Here is a 17410-nt window from a genome sequence, read left to right on the forward strand (position 1 = left end):
TTTGTGAGCAATGATTTCTATAATAGGCTCCGCAGAAACACGAAATATTTAGAAACGCAAATTGCGCCTTTTTCATTCCCTTCAAGGGATTTCAACAGTGGCATACAATATGAAAAAAACATTACTTGCAGCCGGTGCAGTGCTGGCGCTCTCATCGTCCTTTACTGTTAACGCAGCAGAAAATGACAAACCGCAATACCTTTCAGACTGGTGGCACCAGAGCGTTAACGTCGTAGGCAGCTACCATACCCGTTTCGGACCGCAGCTCCGTAACGATACCTATCTGGAATATGAAGCATTCGCGAAAAAAGACTGGTTCGATTTCTACGGCTATATGGATGCGCCGGTATTCTTCGGCGGTAACACCAACGCGAAGGGTATCTGGAACCACGGTTCCCCGCTGTTCATGGAAATTGAACCGCGTTTCTCTATCGACAAACTGACCGGAGCCGACCTGAGCTTTGGCCCGTTCAAAGAGTGGTATTTCGCTAACAACTACATCTATGACATGGGTCGTAACAAGTCTGGCCGTCAGAGCACCTGGTACATGGGTCTGGGTACTGACATCGAAACCGGTCTGCCGATGAGCCTGTCCCTGAACGTCTATGCGAAGTACCAGTGGCAGAACTACCTGGCTGATAACGAAAACGAGTGGGACGGCTACCGTTTCAAAGTGAAATACTTTGTGCCACTCACCGAGCTGTGGGGCGGTAACCTGAGCTACATCGGTTTCACTAACTTTGACTGGGGCTCCGATCTGGGCGACTCTCAGTACCGTACCAGCAACTCTATCGCATCCAGCCACATCCTGGCGCTGAACTACGATCACTGGCACTACTCTGTGGTGGCTCGTTACTTCCATAACGGCGGACAGTGGGAAAACGGCGCTCAGCCGGTATGGCAATCCGAAACGGTTAAAGCTACCGGTTGGGGTGGCTACCTGGTTGTCGGTTACAACTTCTAAGCTGTTTATTTGCCGCCCGGCCAGTACAACGCCGGGCACAGAAAGAGCACCGAACGCGCAACGCGCCGGTGCTTTTTTATTTCTTCTGATCCATCATCGCTTTCAAATTAGCGAAAGGGTTATGCATCGCAGCACCGACATCTTTCTGCGCATCCTCCCCGGCAATAACGGTTGAGCCATACTGATCGGCTTCGGTATATTTCGAATGCTCATGATCGTGACAGTACAGACACAGCAACTCCCAGTTACTGCCGTCTTCCGGGTTATTGGTGTGGTCGTGATCGATATGATGGACGGTTAATTCGCGCAGGTTAGAATAAACAAATTCGCGAGAGCATCGCCCGCATACCCACGGAAATAATTTGAGCGCCTTTTCACGATAGCCGTTTTCCAGCCGCGTATAGTTTTTAGGGATAATCGCCATAGTGACTCTGTATCTGCGTTGAATGTAGGGTTATGAGCAAGTTTAACACTCTGCGTACCCCATTGCCCGTGAAGGATGCAGAAGCCCGCTTAACCGCAGGCTTTTTTAGCGATAAAAAAATCCCGGCCATACGACCGGGATTCCAGTAATAACGTGACTGCGTGATTAAGGCAGAATAGACGGCTGATCCGCCCCTTCTTTCTCAACTTTCTGCTGCAACATATGCTCGCGCTTCATGCCCAGCTTCAGCGCCAGCGCCGAGGCCACGTAGATCGACGATGCCGTACCGATAGAAACACCGATCAGCATGGTCAGAGAGAAGCCTTCCAGTACCGGACCACCGAAGAGGTACAGCATCAGAATCACCACTAACGTCGTCCCGGAGGTGATCAACGTACGGTGCAGCGTCTGGGTCAACGACACGTTAAAGATTTCGTAAGGCGTCCCGCGACGAATTTTGCGGAAGTTTTCACGAATACGGTCAGATACCACGATACTGTCGTTCAGCGAGTAACCGATAACCGACATCAACGATGCAACGATCGTCAGGTCGATCTCAATATGGAACAACGACAGAATCCCTAAGGTGATAATCACGTCGTGCGCCAGCGCGATAACCACCCCCGCAGCCAGTCGCCACTCAAAGCGGAAACCGACATAAATGAGGATAGAGATCAGCGCGACAATCAGCGCCATCGCACCGGTTTGCGCCAGATCGGCGCCCACGCTCGGCCCGACAAACTCAATACGCTTCACGGCGGCGTTCTGGCTGGTGGCTTCGTTAATCACGCTCAGCACCTTGCTACCCAGCACCTGACCGCCGTCTTCACCTTCCGTCGGCGGCATACGCACCATAATGTCGTGGCTGCTACCGAAGTTCTGCAACAGCGGCTCGGCAAAGCCCGCTTTTTCCAGCGCATCGCGCATCACGTCCATTTCGGCCGGTTTTTCCAGCGTGATTTCGATAACCGTACCACCGGTAAAATCGAGACCCCAGTTAAAACCGCGCACGCCCATCACCACGATGGCCGCAATCAGCAGGAAACCAGAGATGCCGAAAGCCCAGTAGTCCCAGCGCATAAAGTCATAGACTTTACGGCCGTGGTTCAATTGTTCAACAGTATATTCCTGTGCCACATCGCACTCCTCAGATTGACAGCTTGTTGATGCGTTTGCCGCCATACAACAGGTTTACGATGGCACGCGTACCGACAATCGCGGTAAACATCGACGTCGCCACACCGATACCGGTAGTAATCGCGAACCCTTTAATTGCCCCGGTGCCGACTGCGTACAGGATGATGACTTTAATCAGCGTGGTGATGTTCGCATCGAAGATGGAACTGAACGCGCCTTTATAACCTTCATCAATCGCCTGCTGAACCGTACGCCCGTTGCTCAACTCTTCTTTAATACGTTCGTTGATCAGTACGTTGGCGTCGACCGCCACCGCAAGGGTTAGCACGATACCGGCAATCCCCGGCATACTCAGCGTGGCCCCCGGCAGCAGCGACATGATACCGACAATCAATACCAGGTTGGCCACCAGCGCGCTTGTCGCAATCAGACCGAACTTCTTGTAGAAGAAGATCATGAACAGAATGGAGACCACCAGACCGGCCAGACACGCTTCCAGGCCCTGTTTGATGTTCTGCATACCCAGCGTCGGGCCGATAGTCCGTTCTTCAACAATCTGAATCGGCGCAATCAGCGCCCCGGCGCGCAGCAGCAGAGAGAGCTGGCGGGCTTCATTCGGGTTGTTGATACCGGTAATACGGAAGCTGTTGCCCAGGCGAGACTGGATGTTGGCGATGTTGATCACCTCTTCCTGCTTCACCAGTACCGCACGACCGTTGGCATCTTTCTTACCGCTGTCTTTGTACTCCACAAACAAGGTCGCCATCGGCTTGCCGATATTGTCTTTGGTGAAGTTAGACATGATGTTGCCACCTGCGCTATCCAGCGAGATGTTAACCTGCGGTTGGTTGTATTCGTCCTGGCTGGAAGTGGAGTCGGTGATATGGTCACCGGTCAGGATCACGCGTTTGTACAGCACAACCGGCTGGCCTTCGCGCGTCTGTTTCACTTCCGAGTCACCCGGTACGCGCCCGGATGCCGCCGCAGACTGGTCAACGTTGGTGTTTACCAGACGGAATTCGAGGGTCGCGGTAGCGCCCAGAATCTCTTTCGCACGCGCGGTATCCTGAATACCCGGCAGCTCAACGACGATGCGATCCGCACCCTGACGCTGGACAACCGGCTCAGCCACGCCCAATTGGTTTACACGGTTACGCAGAATGTTGATGTTCTGCTGAACGGCATATTCACGCGCTTCGCTCAGACGCGCATCAGACATGACCGCACGCAGCACCGTATTGCCCTGGCTGGTAATCACCAGATCGCGGTGACGCCCGCTCAGATAAGAGATCGCTTCATCACGCGCTTTGTTATCGCGGAACGTGATGCTCAGACCGTAGTTATCTTCTTTGCGAACAGTGGTATAAGGAATGCCTTTTTCACGCAGGTCGCTGCGCAGGCTATCGATATTTTGCTCCTGAAGTTTACCTAACGCGGTGTCCATATCCACTTCCATCAGGAAGTGAACGCCGCCACGCAGGTCAAGGCCAAGTTTCATCGGCTCGGCTTTAATGGCCGCCAGCCAACGAGGCGTTGCCGGAGCAAGGTTAAGCGCCACGACGTATTTATCACCCAGCACGCCAACCAGCGCTTCACGGGCGCGCAGCTGGATGTCGGTGGTGTCGAAGCGCGCAAGAATAGCGCCCTCTTCCAGAGCCACAGACTTAGCGGTAATTTTTTCTTCTTGTAACGTTTTCTGGACCTGGATCAGCGTTTGCTCACTGGCGGCGACGCCGCGCGCGCCAGTGATTTGAACAGCCGGATCCTCACCATACAGGTTGGGAAGTGCGTAAAGCAGGCCGACGACAATCACGACGACCAGCATGATGTACTTCCACAAAGGATAACGGTTTAACACGGCAGTTCCCTTTGGGAAAACAATAGATTACAGCGCCTTCATAGTGCCTTTCGGCAGAACGGCAGCTACGAAGTCACGTTTGATAACCACTTCAGTGGTGTCATTCAGCGCGATAACGATGTAGCCGGATTCCGCTACTTTCGTTACGCGACCCACCAGGCCACCGTTAGTCAGCACTTCATCGCCTTTTGCGATGGAGCTCATCAGGTTTTTGTGTTCTTTGGTGCGCTTCTGCTGTGGACGCAGGATCATGAAGTAGAAAATCAGACCAAACACCACCAGCATCAAAATCAGAGACATCGGGCTGCCCTGCGCCGGAGCACCTGTTGCCGCTACCGCATCAGAAATAAAAAAGCTCATTAAATTTCCCTCATTATTAAAATTAATCAACGTTCAAAGGTGGAACAGGTCGACCCTGACGTTGGTAAAAATCGGTCACGAAGCTCTCTAATTTACCCTCTTCAATAGCCTTGCGTAAACCCGCCATCAAACGCTGGTAGTAACGCAGGTTATGAATCGTGTTGAGTCGCGCGCCCAATATTTCGTTGCAACGGTCGAGATGATGCAAGTAGGCACGCGAATAATTGCGACAGGTGTAGCAATCACACTCGGCATCGAGCGGGCTGGTGTCGCTTTTATGCTTCGCATTACGAATTTTCACCACGCCGTCAGTCACGAACAGGTGACCATTACGGGCATTGCGTGTTGGCATAACGCAGTCAAACATATCGATACCGCGACGCACGCCTTCCACCAGATCTTCCGGTTTGCCGACGCCCATCAGGTAACGAGGTTTGTCCGCCGGGATTTGCGGGCAGACATGCTCCAGAATGCGGTGCATGTCTTCCTTCGGCTCACCCACAGCCAGACCGCCGACAGCGTAGCCATCAAAGCCAATCTCTACCAGACCTTTGACAGAGATATCGCGTAAATCTTCGTAAACGCTGCCCTGAATGATGCCAAAAAGCGCATTTTTGTTGCCCAAACCATCAAAACGGTCGCGGCTGCGCTTCGCCCAGCGTAAAGACATCTCCATAGAGCGTTTAGCATAGTCCCAGTCCGCCGGATACGGCGTACATTCGTCGAAAATCATGACGATATCGGAACCGAGATCGTACTGAATCTCCATAGATTTTTCAGGATCGAGGAAAATCGGATCGCCGTTGATCGGGTTGCGGAAATGCACGCCCTGCTCGGTGATCTTGCGAATATCGCCGAGGCTGAACACCTGGAAACCGCCGGAGTCCGTCAGGATCGGGCCTTTCCACTGCATGAAATCATGCAGATCGCCATGCAGTTTCATGATTTCCTGACCCGGGCGCAGCCACAGGTGGAAGGTGTTGCCGAGAATAATTTGTGCGCCAGTGGCTTCAACTTCTTCCGGCGTCATGCCTTTAACGGTGCCATACGTACCGACAGGCATAAAAGCAGGCGTTTCCACTACGCCACGATCAAACACCAGGCGGCCACGGCGAGCGCGTCCGTCGGTAGTATCCAGTTCGAATTTCATTTTCTCTCCATACGCCAGAAAAACAGTCTGACGTTTAAACCTGTGCCGCGAACCTACTTCCCGACACGCTCATTCAAAGCCTGCGGATTGTACGTGATAAACATCGCGTCCCCGTAGCTAAAAAAGCGATAATTTTGTTCTACCGCAGCCTTGTACGCATTCATCGTGTGCTGATAACCCGCAAAAGCGGACACCAGCATAATCAGCGTCGATTCCGGCAGATGGAAATTGGTCACCAGCGCATCAATCACTTTGTATTGATAACCTGGGTAGATGAAGATTTGCGTATCGCCGAAGAACGGTTCGATCAGGTCGTTTTTCGCCGCCTGCGCCGCACTCTCCAGCGAGCGTACCGAGGTGGTGCCCACCGCGATGATCCGATTGCCCCGCGCTTTTGCCGCCAGCACCGCATCAACCACCTCCTGCGGGACTTCGGCGTACTCCGAGTGCATGATGTGATCTTCAATGGTCTCCACACGCACCGGCTGGAACGTCCCCGCGCCGACGTGCAGCGTCACAAACGCCATCTCAATGCCTTTTTCGCGCAGCGCGGCCAGCAGCGGATCGTCAAAGTGCAAACCCGCGGTTGGCGCGGCAACGGCTCCCGGTTTTTCACTGTAGACCGTCTGATACAACTCACGGTCGGCGTCTTCATCCGGGCGGTCGATGTACGGCGGCAGCGGCATATGGCCGATCGCGTTGAGGATCTCCAGAACCGGGCGCGCGTCGTTGAACTCAACTTCAAACAGCGCGCCATGACGTGCGGTCATGGTGGCGTTAATGCTTTCGTCATCGCCCAACAGCAGTTCCGCGCCCGGTTTCGGCGCTTTGGAAGCGCGAATATGCGCCAGAATGCGTTTGTCATCCAGCATCCGCTCAACCAGTACTTCAATCTTGCCGCCGCTGGCTTTACGGCCAAACAGACGCGCCGGGATGACGCGGGTATTATTAAAGACCAGCAGATCGCCAGGGTTGAGCTTATCGAGCAGATCGGTGAAAGTACCGTGCGTCAGCGCGCCCGTCGGCCCGTCCAGTGACAGCAAGCGGCAACGACTGCGCTCAGGCTGCGGATAGTGGGCAATCAGGGATTCGGGTAATTCAAAGGAAAAATCGGTAACGCGCATGACACTGACTCAGACTAAAATAAGAGGCGGGTAGTCTAGTGCCGGGGCGCGCTCCCTGCAACCGTTACCCCTCAAGTTAAGAGATATAAGCTATAGACAAAATCATTCAGGATGTATCGAGGCGGCAACTGAATGAGTCTCCAGGCGCTTACTCAAGTAAGTCGCAGGGGTGAGGCCCGGGGATGGGCCGAGTAACTCGCAGCCAACAAAGAGGCAGTTTGAAGGATGAAGTGGATATGAATTTTCTTGCACACCTGCACTTAGCGCATCTCGCCGACAGCTCGCTTTCCGGCAATTTGCTGGCCGATTTTGTTCGGGGAAACCCGGAGGCTAATTTTCCCCCTGACGTGGTGGAAGGGATTTATATGCATCGGCGGATTGACGTCATGACCGATAATCTGCCGGAAGTGCGTGAAGCGCGGGAATGGTTTCGCAGCGAAACCCGTCGTGTAGCCCCCATCACTCTGGATGTGATGTGGGACCACTTCCTGTCGCGCCACTGGTCGACAATATCTCCCGATTTCCCGTTGCAGGCATTCGTGGGCTACGCCCATGCGCAGGTCAGCACTATTTTGCCCGACTCGCCGCCGCGTTTCGTGAATCTGAACGATTATCTGTGGTCGGAAAAGTGGCTGGAGCGTTATCGCGATATGGATTTTATCCAGAATGTCCTCAACGGGATGGCGAATCGCCGCCCACGCCTCGATGCCCTGCGCGATTCCTGGTACGATCTGGATGCGCACTACGATGCGTTAGAAGCGCGCTTCTGGCGCTTCTACCCGCGCATGATGGCGCAGGCGCGTCAGAAATCGCTTTAGCTGCCTGATAAGCGTAACGCCATCAGGCAAAAAATTGATAGGTGAAACCTGTCTCATTGATTGTCAGCACCGCGTTGAGTTGCCCTCTTCCCCTCCCTATACTTGCCCGCGTTGCGTTCCAAACCCCTTAACTTTGCAGGAGTATTTATATGGTACTGGTTACTCGTCAGGCCCCGGACTTCACAGCAGCCGCCGTACTGGGTAGCGGTGAGATCGTTGAAAACTTCAACTTCAAACAGCACACCAACGGCAAAGCAACCGTTCTGTTCTTCTGGCCGATGGACTTCACCTTCGTTTGCCCGTCTGAACTGATTGCTTTCGACAAACGTTATGAAGAGTTCCAGGCGCGTGGCGTAGAAGTTGTCGGCGTTTCTTTTGACTCTGAATTCGTCCACAACGCATGGCGTAACACCCCTGTCGATAAAGGCGGCATCGGTGCAGTGAAATACGCAATGGTTGCTGACGTGAAGCGTGAAATCCAGAAAGCCTACGGTATCGAACACCCGGAAGCGGGCGTTGCCCTGCGCGGTTCTTTCCTGATCGACGCCAACGGCGTGGTTCGTCACCAGGTGGTTAACGACCTGCCACTGGGCCGTAACATCGACGAAATGCTGCGTATGGTTGACGCGTTGCAGTTCCACGAAGAGCACGGCGAAGTGTGCCCGGCACAGTGGGAAAAAGGCAAAGAAGGGATGAACGCCTCTCCAGACGGCGTGGCAAAATACCTGACTGAAAACGTCGCCAGCCTGTAATCGGCTCGAATTGAAAAAAGCTCGCTATGGCGAGCTTTTTTATTGCGCTTATCCGGCCTACGGATTTTTGTAGCCCGGATAAGGTGTTTCGCCGTCATCCGGCGTAGTGCCCGGTGGCACGCCGTTTACCGGGCCTACAAACATGTCGCGTTTACGCCGCGCCGTCCTTTTTCACCTCGCGCCAGATTCGCCACGCCATCACCAACAGTACCGCGACGCCAGCAATCAGCGCCCCCCACACCAGTAACGTTTTCCAGCGGCTTTGCTGCTCCGCAGCCGACGTTGCCGTCAGCCGCGCCTCACCGCCCAGCGTTACGCGCTGCTGCGTCATCGCCCAGGGCAGGTCGTTAACATCCTGCGTTTTGCGCAGCGACGCCGGGATCAGCATATCCAGCTCAACATCGGCTTTTTCCGCCGCCCGGTTTCCCCAGGCCAGCATATACGGGCCTTTCCCCTGCGTATTGAACACCAGTTGATAACTGTCCCGCGCGCCGCTCAGCGCAGGCAGCGTTTCCGGCAATCGGGCGTTGATGGTGGTCATACGGATAGCTTCAACCTGTTGACCTGAAAGAAAAATATCCTCCGAACGCTTCCCGTCGAGGCGGTACAGGATCGTTTTCGTCAGTGGGCGCCACGCCTCTTTTTCCCCGCCGCGCCATGCCAGCTCAACCGGTAAAACGCCCTCGTTTTCCAGCGCAATTCTGAGCGACGTCAGCGGCTGCGGCTGATTCCAGCGCCATACGGCTTCTGTTTCCGACACGTTCTTTGCGTGGGCCTCCAGCGCAATACGCTCCGACGCCGGTTCTCCGCTGTCCGCAATGGCGCTTACGCTGTTTAAGGTCAGCGGCGGACTTTGCGAATCGAGAATCACCAGCAGGTAGCGACGGCCTTCCGCAGAGAGCGTCAGGCTGGCGCTGATGGTGTCCATTTTCAGCCGATCGTTATCGCGCGTCAGATCCATCAGCGGCGCGTCTTCTTGCACAGGTTGCCAGTAACGTAAATCACGGCTGGCATAAACGGACGCCTTCCCCTGCCAGTTGCCCGCAGGCGTGTTCCAGTTCAGGCGCAGTTGCGCCAGCGAAAAGGCCGCCGTCATCTCTTCCGGCAGAGTCAGTAAATAGCTCTGCCCAACCGCGTTAACGTCATCGCTTTCCAGATGAATTTCCACGCCGGTCTTTGAACGCAAGACAAAGGATTCGCTTCCACGGCGCTCCCCTTCCCGCGGTGATACTGGCGACATATCCAGAGGAAAAAGCCGCAGCGCCACCGTCTCTGGCGTGACAGACGGCGTTTTCTGCGCCGTCAGCGCAAAGGGCACCGTATCGCCCTGGCGGTTAAAAACCCGCACATCGCGTAAATCCGGCCAGGCGCTTTGTTGGTAAAGCGCCAGCGGCAGCGAAACGCGATACCACGGCGATGAACCCGTCGCTTCCAGCATCATGCCGGTGGCGTAATCCTGCGGCGTTTCCGGGGCTTCGTCACGGCTGAACGCCGGCCACGCCGTACTCAGCAACGCGCTCCAGACTACCGCTTTCATCCATTTCATTTTTCTTCTCCTGCTTTGGGCGGTAACGGTGAGAAATACCCGACGATAAGTACCAGGATCGCCACGCCGATAAAAGCGATGGCACGCGCCAGCCCGCCGCCGCGCGCGCTATCCACCAGCATCAGCTTAACAATGACGATCCCCAAAAGCACCGCGCCGCATAACCATTCCCGCCGCGAACGGCGACGGGTCGCGAGCAACATCATAATTAACGCCGTCAGCATCCAGAACAGGGCGAAACAGGTCTGGATCAACCGCGAATGCCACAATGTCTCCATGCTCCACGCCACCTCGCCATACCACGCCAGCGCCCGCATCAGCCCTCCGTTCAACCACCAGAATGCGAGCGCCGCCAGCACCACAGGCGCCCATGCGCGATATTTCGCTAACGGCGACGGCAGAAAACGACGAGAGAAACGCGCAAGGAGGAACAATCCCAGCAAGGCGAAAGCGGCTCCCTCCTCAAGCGGATTCACCACTGGCAGATAGCGCTGTTGGAAAACCACGCCATCCTGTAAATTCGCCAGCACCAGAAGCAACAGCAGGATCGCTGCCACGGGCGCCAGCGCCAGCGCGCCGTACAACGCAGGCCAGCATTTGAACGGCCACAAATCGCGGCGCAGCGCGGCGTGTACCAGCAGTATGACGATTCCGCCCGCCGCCATCATCAACCCGCTGCGCCAGGCGTCCATTCCCCACGGCAACGACTGCACAAACCAGAACAGCTCCATCCCGAGCGCTAAAAGCACCATCCAGAACAAGGATAAATGCAGCGTCCGGGAGATGCGCGGCGGCAGATGCGCATCATCACGATAAAGCATGAGCACCGCACAAGGCAGCGCCACGCACCACGCCAGATTTTGCCAGCCTGCGGCGAAAATCTGGCGTTCTTCAATCTGGTACAGCAATGCCAGCAGCATCGCAGGCCACAGCAGCCAGGGGCTGTAACCTAACGCCTGCCAGGCGAGCCGCCCGCTCAGATAACGCCATAGCCAGGCGGACGCGGCGAGTAGCGCCAACACGCCAGACCATTCGGCAGCATAACGCGCCAGCGCCAGTTGCGAGGCCCCCGTCAGCGCGACGATCCAGAAGGCGATGCCGCCCGCCAGCAGCGCCCAACTGACCTCCTTCTTCTCGCTGCGCCACAGCCACGCGCCGCCCAGCCAGCACAAACTCAGCACGGCGAAGATCATCATCACCGTCAGCGGCGCGGCGTCATCGGCCAGCGCCCACAGCGCGCTGCCCACAGCCAGTAGCATGAGCGCAGTGCCACTATAGCTCATCCGCCGCTGCTGTTGCTGCATACCCAGCCACAATACGCCAAGCCCCTCCAGCGCCCAGGCCATTGCCGTCCAGCGCGCCGAAAGCGCCAGCGGGATGGCGAGGGTGGTAAACGCGCCGCCCAACGCGAGCGCCGCCAGCACCAGCGGCCTTCCCATCGACGGGTAGCGGCGCAGCGCCAGCCACGCCAGCGCCATATAGAAGGCGCCGTAGCCCAGCGCACTGAGCGCCGGACCATAATCCATATGTTGGGTAATGGCGTACTGCATGCCAAACCCAACCAGCGGCGGCGCAAACAACAGCACGCCATCAACAATATGTTTGCCTTTTTCCTGCGCCCGCAGCGACAGCGCCACGCTCAGCACACCGAAAATAATGATATTGGCAATCAGGAAAAGCTGGCAGTTGAGCCAGTATTCAGGCCGGTAGTCACTGACGCCCCACAGGCCGCCGACCCCGAAAGTGAATAATAACCCCAGCAGATTAAGCTCACGCCAGTGCTGCCAGACGCTTATGGCAAGAATGCCTGCCGACAGCAGGAGATAGAACGAGAACAGCGCCACATAGTTCCCGCCGCCCGTCGACAGCAGCAGCGGCGCAAGATAGCCGCCCAGGCTGGCCAGCATCGCCAGGCTAAGCGCTTTTTGCAAAATAGCCAGCCCTACGCTTGCGGCGCAAATCAGCACCAGCAGCGCAAACGCCAGCGTCATCGGCAGCATTTGCCACAGCCGGAATGCGCCAAAGACGGTCAGATAGAGCGCGCCTGTCGCGCCGCCTTGCAGGATCAGCGCATAGACCGGCTGTTTGCGTCGCAAACGCCAGCCTGTCGCGAGCAGCACTACGGCACACAGCGCCGCAGTGACAAGACGCAGTTCAAGCGGAAACAGCGCGTGTTCAACCGTATAACGCAACAGGAAGGATAAACCGAAAAAGAGGAGCAGAATGCCCAGCTTCGCCAGCGGATTTCCCTGCATAAACCAGCGCGCCAGCGAGGTGAAAACGCCGCCGAACGCGGAAGGTTTCGCCTTTTTCGCAGGCGCCGGAAGCGGTTTTGCGAGGATTTCCTGCGCAGCCCAGGGATTTTCCGGCTCAGGTATGGCCGCTTCGATGGCATCAGGCGGCGATGGCGCGACACGCTCTTTCGCAGGTAGCGAAGGTTCCGCCGTCACCTGTACCGCTGGCGCTTCTCCCGCACGCTGCTGTTCAAGTTGCTCAACCCGTCGGCGCAACACCGCCAGCTCAAAGCGAACCGCCGCGCTGCGGTTGAGCGCGACAATCGCGAGAATGGGAACCACCACCAGCGCGAAGAATAAAACAATGCAGCCAAGGATTAAAAGCTCATCCATGTTTCCACCTTCACTGTACAAGGACAGACCAGAATGACATAGATTATTACATTTTTGCCATCCCTGAAGGTGAAAATGCCGGATCGCGGCGTAAACCAGAACGCGGCTTCGGGGCGAATAGAGCCGACCATTTTTAATGCATTATTGAGGAAATGAACCATGCTAATAACGTGGTTATTTCATCTTATTTTGCATAACAGACACCCTCAAAAAAATGCCATGCTTTGGTCTAAATTATTCACTGGCATTGTTTTTCGACAGTCTGTACAACGTACTTATTTCATTTTCAGGATATTTTCAGATCATGCGAATCAATCTGGACGTTCTGCTCATTCTTGATGCTATCGACAAACACGGCTCGTTTGCCGCTGCGGCCGGGTCGCTGTTTAAAACCCCCGCGGCGCTTAGCTATATGATTCAGAAACTGGAAAACGATCTCGATATTGAGCTTCTCGATCGCTCCGGCCACCGGGCGAAATTTACCGATACCGGACGAATGATGCTGGAAAAAGGGCGTCTGCTGCTCAACGCCGCAAAAGACCTGGAGAAACAAGCCGTGCAGTTAAGCTCTGGCTGGGAAAAAGAGCTGGCAATAGCGCTGGATGATTCCTTCCCTTTCGAGACGCTGCTGCCCGTTATTGATGCGTTTTATGCGCTGAATAAGCAAACGCGCCTCAATTTTACACACCATACGCTGGCGGGATCGTGGGAAGAGCTGACGCACAACGGCGCGGACATCATTCTCGGCGCAATTAACGAGCCTCCGACCTCCGCCGCCTGGTCATATAAAATGCTCGGCACCCTGGACAACGTATTTGTGGTCGCGCCTTCGCACCCGCTGGCCGCCGCCACGGACGGTCTGACCAATGAGCAACTCTGTCTGCATCGGGCGGTGGTGATCAGCGACAGCGCCCGCTTCTGCCATCCCCTGCAATCCAATTTAATGGATGAGCAGCCGCAAATTCGCGTGGATGACTTCGACAGCAAAGTGACGCTGCTGCGCGCCGGTTTAGGGTGCGGATTCCTCCCCCGCCATATTGTCAGACCGTGGCTTGCCACCGGCGAGCTGGTGGAAAAATCCGTCATCTCTTTTCGGCAGAAAGATGTCGCCTATATGGCATGGCGCAACCACAGCGACGGTCTGGCGCAGCGCTGGTGGCGAGAAGCCCTGCTCGCCAGCCCGGAAGTCGCGCAGCTCTATCAGTGATTCACCCAGACCGTAGCGGAAATGGCGGGCAGGCTGAGAACGCCCTCAGCCAGTTGGCCTTTCCCCTCTTTGCCTCGCCATTCGCTGACGTTAAGCAACGGTGAGGCAGGCAATACGACCTCACAGGCCTCGCCCCGGTTGATCGCCACCAGTACGCGCTGCTGGTGATAGACTCGCACAAAAACCACCACATCTTCTTCGGCATAAATCACCTGGCAACCGCCGTGACGTAGCGCCTGCGTGCGCTGGCGAAGTTTCCCCAGACGCTGGTACAGCGCCAACAGCGTGGCATCCTGTTTTTCAACCTGCCACGGGAACGGCTTACGACAGAACGGATCGTTATTGCCGTCCAGCCCCACTTCATCGCCGTAATAGATGCAGGGAACGCCAGGCCAGGTAAACAGCCAGACAACCGCCAGCGGCAAACGCGCCACGTCTTTGCCCAGCAGCGATTTAAAACGGGCGGTATCGTGGCTGTCCAGTTGGTTAAACATCCGTAACTGCTGCTGATGCGACAGGCCAGCGCGGTAGTTATCCATCCAGGCGATGCAGGTTTGCGCGTCAATGTGCTGCGGATCGTAAGAGATATCGGTATTGGCGAGAAATCCCCATAGCGGGAAAGTGAAGCCGCGATAGTTCATGGCGGCGTCTTCCGCATCCGCCTGGAGCCATTGCCGCGCATCGCCAAAATGCTCGCCAACGATATAGGCGTCAGGCTGCGTCTCTTTTGCCGCCTGCGTAATGCCGGCAACGTGTTGCAGATTATTGCGCGCACCTCCGGCCTCGCCCAGCATATGCACCACATCAAGCCGCCAGCCGTCCATATGCCACGGCGCTTTCAGCCAGTGACGCACAATGCTGTCTTCACCGCGGTAGATTTCATTGACCAGGCTTTCCGACTGGAAATCCAGCTTGGGCAGACTCGGATACCCCAGCCAGTCCAGCGCCACGCCCTCCGGGGAGAAAGAGTACCAGTCACGCCAGGGCGATTCCGGGTTGTGGCATGCGCCGCCGCTTCCCCGATTGTGCCTGTCAAACCAGGCGTGCGAGTCGCCGCTATGGTTAAAGACGCCGTCCAGCACCAGGCGCATTCCCTGCTGCTGCGTATGCTGCCGCAGGCGCAGCAGCGCCCGATCGCCGCCAAACTGCGGATCAACGTGACGATAATCTTCCGTATCGTATTTATGGACGCTTGGCGCGCTAAAGACCGGGTTCAGGTACAGCGCCGTCACCCCCAGTTTTTTCAGGTACGGCAGTTTCTCGCTGATCCCGTCCAGATCGCCGCCGTAGAACGTCGATCCCCCGGCCTGCGCAGTCACCGGATCGTCCCAGTCGTGCAAGACGATATCCTGACCGGCGGCATGATGGTAATAGACATTATCCTGTTCCGCTTCGCGCGGCTGGCTGCGAGCAAAGCGATCCGGGAAGATTTGATAGAAAATCTGATCGGCGACCCATTGTGGGCCATTATCCGGCACATCGACGGCAAACTGCTCCAGCCGCGCGGGCGGGAAACGGCTAAATCCCTGCGGCGTGAACCACAGCTGGCGATCGTGCCAGAGCAGCTTAAAGCTGTAGCGACGGCGCGGCTGTCCGCTGGCGAGATCGATCGCCGCCCGCCACGCCGTGACGCCCGGTTGCGGTTGACTGCGCAGCCGATGCATCGCCAGCGAGATTTCTTCATTATCGTTCTCAGCGCGTAGCGTCACACGCTGGGGCGGGTTTTCCCCGCTCAGCCATAACGTAATGGTCAGTTGTTCTTTGTTTTGCTTAACAAATGGGGCAACCGGAAGGTGCCAGGCGTTCAACATCACGTATCCCCTTTGATGAAAATGAAGCCACCTTGCCATAGCGACATCAAGGATAACTCATCATCTTAATGTTTATTGGGGGAGGAGTCCGGGGGAGGATATTGTTTGATACTGCCGGGCGGCGGCTTCGCCTGACCCGGCCTACGGTTGCCTGTAGGCCGGATAAGCGTTAGCGCCATCCGGCGGGGAATCACCCCACTTCAGCCAGTTGGCGGTCGCGGCGGCGTTTAAACATCCAGCCGACCAGCAGCAGTGCGATCCAGGCGAAACCGACGTACAGCGAAATACGGGTATCTGGATGGTAGCCGATAAGCGCGATAATAAAGACCAGGAAGATCAGGCCCGTAACGGTTGTCGCCACGCCGCCCGGCACTTTAAATTTCAGCGCCTTCACCTCTTCCGGCGGCAGACGGCGGCGGAACGCAATCTGCGACAGCAGGATCATAATCCATACCCATACCGTGGCAAAGGTCGCCAGCGAAGCAATCACCAGGAAGACGTTTTCCGGCATGATGTAGTTCAGGTAAACCGCGAACAGCAGCGCAATGGTCATCACCATAACCGTCACCCACGGAATACCGCGACGCGACGTTTTAGCGAACACTTTCGGCGCACTGCCCTGCTCCGCCATACCGTGCAGCATACGCCCCACGCCGAACACGTCGGAGTTAATCGCCGACAGCGAAGCGGTCAGCACCACAAAATTCAGGATGCTGGCGGCAAACGTAATGCCAAGATGCTGGAAGGTCAGGACGAACGGGCTGCCGTTGGTGCCAACCTGGTTCCACGGGTAGATAGACATGATGACGAACAGCGTGCCCACGTAGAACACCAGAATACGCATCGGCACGGAATTGATGGCGCGCGGAATAGATTTCTCCGGGTCTTTCGCTTCTCCGGCGGTGATGCCGATAATTTCAATCCCGCCGTAAGCGAACATCACCATTTGCAGCGACATCACCATTCCCAGCCAGCCGTTGCTGAAGAACCCGCCGTTGCTCCACAGGTTGTGGACCCCGGTCGGCTGCCCGCCGTTGCCAATCCCCCAGATAATGATGCCGAAGCCGGCGACAATCATGATGATGATAGTGGCGACTTTAAAGAACGAGAACCAGAATTCCAGTTCGCCGAATACCTTCACGCTCATCAGGTTGATGGCGCAGATAAGTAGCACCACGCTCAGCACCCAGATCCAGTGCGGCACCGTAGGGAACCAGACCCCCATATAGATACCGAAGGCGGTCACGTCGGCAATGGCGACAATCAGAATTTCAAAACAGTAAGTCCAGCCGGTAATGTAACCCGCGAGCGGGCCGAGGTTTTCCTGCGCATAGCGCGAGAACGAGCTGGCGGCGGGGTTATGCACGGACATTTCGCCCAGCGCGCGCATAATAATGTACGCCGCGACCCCGCCGATAATGTAGGCCAGCAACACGCTTGGCCCGGCCATTTTGATGGCGTCTGCCGAGCCATAAAATAATCCGGTGCCAATTGCCGATCCCAATGCCATAAAGCGAATGTGCCGGGTGCTCAGCCCACGCTTTAGCTTGTTATTGCTTTCCATCAATTCCGAACCCATCAAAATAATAAAAAAACCACGGGGCCTGTAGCCCCGTGGTTAAAACATACTGT

The 17410-nt window shown here is 56.1% G+C and carries 14 protein-coding genes; 4 read left to right on the forward strand and 10 right to left on the reverse strand.

What is annotated here, in order from left to right; genetic code table 11:
• The first annotated feature begins 109 nt into the window (after nucleotides 1-109).
• Entirely contained in the window at nucleotides 110-964 is an 855-nt protein-coding gene (locus OGV83_RS02655) for a nucleoside-specific channel-forming protein Tsx (RefSeq protein WP_012133569.1), read from the forward strand.
• A 76-nt stretch (nucleotides 965-1040) separates the two neighbouring features.
• Here OGV83_RS02655 and yajD read toward each other — a convergent pair whose 3' ends face one another.
• The 6 genes from yajD to queA all read right to left on the reverse strand — a co-directional run bounded on the left by yajD (nucleotide 1041) and on the right by queA (nucleotide 7017).
• The gene (gene yajD, locus OGV83_RS02660) at nucleotides 1041-1388 is read right to left on the reverse strand and encodes an HNH nuclease YajD (protein ID WP_047458501.1); all 348 of its coding nucleotides are present in this window, start codon (nucleotides 1386-1388) and stop codon (nucleotides 1041-1043) included.
• A 165-nt stretch (nucleotides 1389-1553) separates the two neighbouring features.
• Nucleotides 1554-2525 carry a protein translocase subunit SecF gene (gene secF, locus OGV83_RS02665; protein ID WP_024130598.1) on the reverse strand — a complete coding sequence of 324 codons (972 nt, stop codon included), beginning with the start codon at nucleotides 2523-2525 and terminating at the stop codon, nucleotides 1554-1556.
• Between the two features lie 10 nt (nucleotides 2526-2535).
• On the reverse strand, nucleotides 2536-4383 hold the full coding sequence (gene secD, locus OGV83_RS02670; RefSeq protein WP_048902403.1) for a protein translocase subunit SecD: 1848 nt from the start codon (nucleotides 4381-4383) through the stop codon (nucleotides 2536-2538).
• 27 nt (nucleotides 4384-4410) lie between these two features.
• Nucleotides 4411-4743, reverse strand: a complete 333-nt coding sequence (gene yajC / locus OGV83_RS02675; RefSeq protein ID WP_012133573.1) for a preprotein translocase subunit YajC — start codon at nucleotides 4741-4743, stop codon at nucleotides 4411-4413.
• 22 nt (nucleotides 4744-4765) lie between these two features.
• Nucleotides 4766-5893, reverse strand: a complete 1128-nt coding sequence (gene tgt, locus OGV83_RS02680; RefSeq protein WP_012133574.1) for a tRNA guanosine(34) transglycosylase Tgt — start codon at nucleotides 5891-5893, stop codon at nucleotides 4766-4768.
• 53 nt (nucleotides 5894-5946) lie between these two features.
• Complete coding sequence (gene queA / locus OGV83_RS02685) at nucleotides 5947-7017, reverse strand: tRNA preQ1(34) S-adenosylmethionine ribosyltransferase-isomerase QueA (protein WP_012133575.1); 1071 nt, start codon at nucleotides 7015-7017, stop codon at nucleotides 5947-5949.
• A 236-nt stretch (nucleotides 7018-7253) separates the two neighbouring features.
• On the opposite strand from queA, the gene acpH reads away from it, so the two are divergent.
• Both acpH and OGV83_RS02695 read left to right on the forward strand, forming a co-directional pair.
• Nucleotides 7254-7835, forward strand: coding sequence for an ACP phosphodiesterase (gene acpH / locus OGV83_RS02690; protein WP_024130599.1), 582 nt, complete (start codon nucleotides 7254-7256; stop codon nucleotides 7833-7835).
• 149 nt (nucleotides 7836-7984) lie between these two features.
• Nucleotides 7985-8587, forward strand: coding sequence for a peroxiredoxin (locus OGV83_RS02695; protein WP_012133577.1), 603 nt, complete (start codon nucleotides 7985-7987; stop codon nucleotides 8585-8587).
• Between the two features lie 151 nt (nucleotides 8588-8738).
• On the opposite strand, the gene OGV83_RS02700 is transcribed toward OGV83_RS02695, so the two are convergent.
• Nucleotides 8739-10133, reverse strand: coding sequence for a DUF3999 domain-containing protein (locus OGV83_RS02700; protein ID WP_286463110.1), 1395 nt, complete (start codon nucleotides 10131-10133; stop codon nucleotides 8739-8741).
• Complete coding sequence (locus OGV83_RS02705; protein ID WP_286463111.1) at nucleotides 10130-12760, reverse strand: DUF2339 domain-containing protein; 2631 nt, start codon at nucleotides 12758-12760, stop codon at nucleotides 10130-10132. Before OGV83_RS02705 ends, OGV83_RS02700 begins: the two co-directional genes overlap by 4 nt.
• Nucleotides 12761-13064: 304 nt before the next feature.
• Between OGV83_RS02705 and OGV83_RS02710 the strand changes: the two genes are divergently transcribed.
• Nucleotides 13065-13967 carry a LysR family transcriptional regulator gene (locus tag OGV83_RS02710; protein ID WP_024130600.1) on the forward strand — a complete coding sequence of 301 codons (903 nt, stop codon included), beginning with the start codon at nucleotides 13065-13067 and terminating at the stop codon, nucleotides 13965-13967.
• On the opposite strand, the gene malZ is transcribed toward OGV83_RS02710, so the two are convergent.
• Both malZ and proY read right to left on the reverse strand, forming a co-directional pair.
• The gene (gene malZ / locus OGV83_RS02715) at nucleotides 13961-15778 is read right to left on the reverse strand and encodes a maltodextrin glucosidase (protein ID WP_286449406.1); all 1818 of its coding nucleotides are present in this window, start codon (nucleotides 15776-15778) and stop codon (nucleotides 13961-13963) included. The genes OGV83_RS02710 and malZ overlap by 7 nt on opposite strands.
• 190 nt (nucleotides 15779-15968) lie before the next feature.
• Nucleotides 15969-17342 carry a proline-specific permease ProY gene (proY, locus tag OGV83_RS02720; protein ID WP_286463112.1) on the reverse strand — a complete coding sequence of 458 codons (1374 nt, stop codon included), beginning with the start codon at nucleotides 17340-17342 and terminating at the stop codon, nucleotides 15969-15971.
• Nucleotides 17343-17410: the final 68 nt, after the last annotated feature.

Source organism: Citrobacter sp. CK189 (assembly GCF_030333505.1).
In the GTDB taxonomy this organism is placed as follows: Bacteria; Pseudomonadota; Gammaproteobacteria; order Enterobacterales; family Enterobacteriaceae; genus Citrobacter_B; species Citrobacter_B koseri.

Bases quoted from the DNA above. Each gene is read 5' to 3' on its own strand.
- OGV83_RS02655 (WP_012133569.1), top strand. From the start codon at position 110: ATGAAAAAAACATTACTTGCAGCCGGTGCAGTGCTGGCGCTCTCATCG.
- yajD (WP_047458501.1), bottom strand. From the start codon at position 1,388: ATGGCGATTATCCCTAAAAACTATACGCGGCTGGAAAACGGCTATCGT.
- yajC (WP_012133573.1), bottom strand. From the start codon at position 4,743: ATGAGCTTTTTTATTTCTGATGCGGTAGCGGCAACAGGTGCTCCGGCG.
- tgt (WP_012133574.1), bottom strand. From the start codon at position 5,893: ATGAAATTCGAACTGGATACTACCGACGGACGCGCTCGCCGTGGCCGC.
- queA (WP_012133575.1), bottom strand. From the start codon at position 7,017: ATGCGCGTTACCGATTTTTCCTTTGAATTACCCGAATCCCTGATTGCC.
- acpH (WP_024130599.1), top strand. From the start codon at position 7,254: ATGAATTTTCTTGCACACCTGCACTTAGCGCATCTCGCCGACAGCTCG.
- OGV83_RS02695 (WP_012133577.1), top strand. From the start codon at position 7,985: ATGGTACTGGTTACTCGTCAGGCCCCGGACTTCACAGCAGCCGCCGTA.
- OGV83_RS02700 (WP_286463110.1), bottom strand. From the start codon at position 10,133: ATGAAATGGATGAAAGCGGTAGTCTGGAGCGCGTTGCTGAGTACGGCG.
- OGV83_RS02705 (WP_286463111.1), bottom strand. From the start codon at position 12,760: ATGGATGAGCTTTTAATCCTTGGCTGCATTGTTTTATTCTTCGCGCTG.
- OGV83_RS02710 (WP_024130600.1), top strand. From the start codon at position 13,065: ATGCGAATCAATCTGGACGTTCTGCTCATTCTTGATGCTATCGACAAA.
- malZ (WP_286449406.1), bottom strand. From the start codon at position 15,778: ATGTTGAACGCCTGGCACCTTCCGGTTGCCCCATTTGTTAAGCAAAAC.
- proY (WP_286463112.1), bottom strand. From the start codon at position 17,342: ATGGAAAGCAATAACAAGCTAAAGCGTGGGCTGAGCACCCGGCACATT.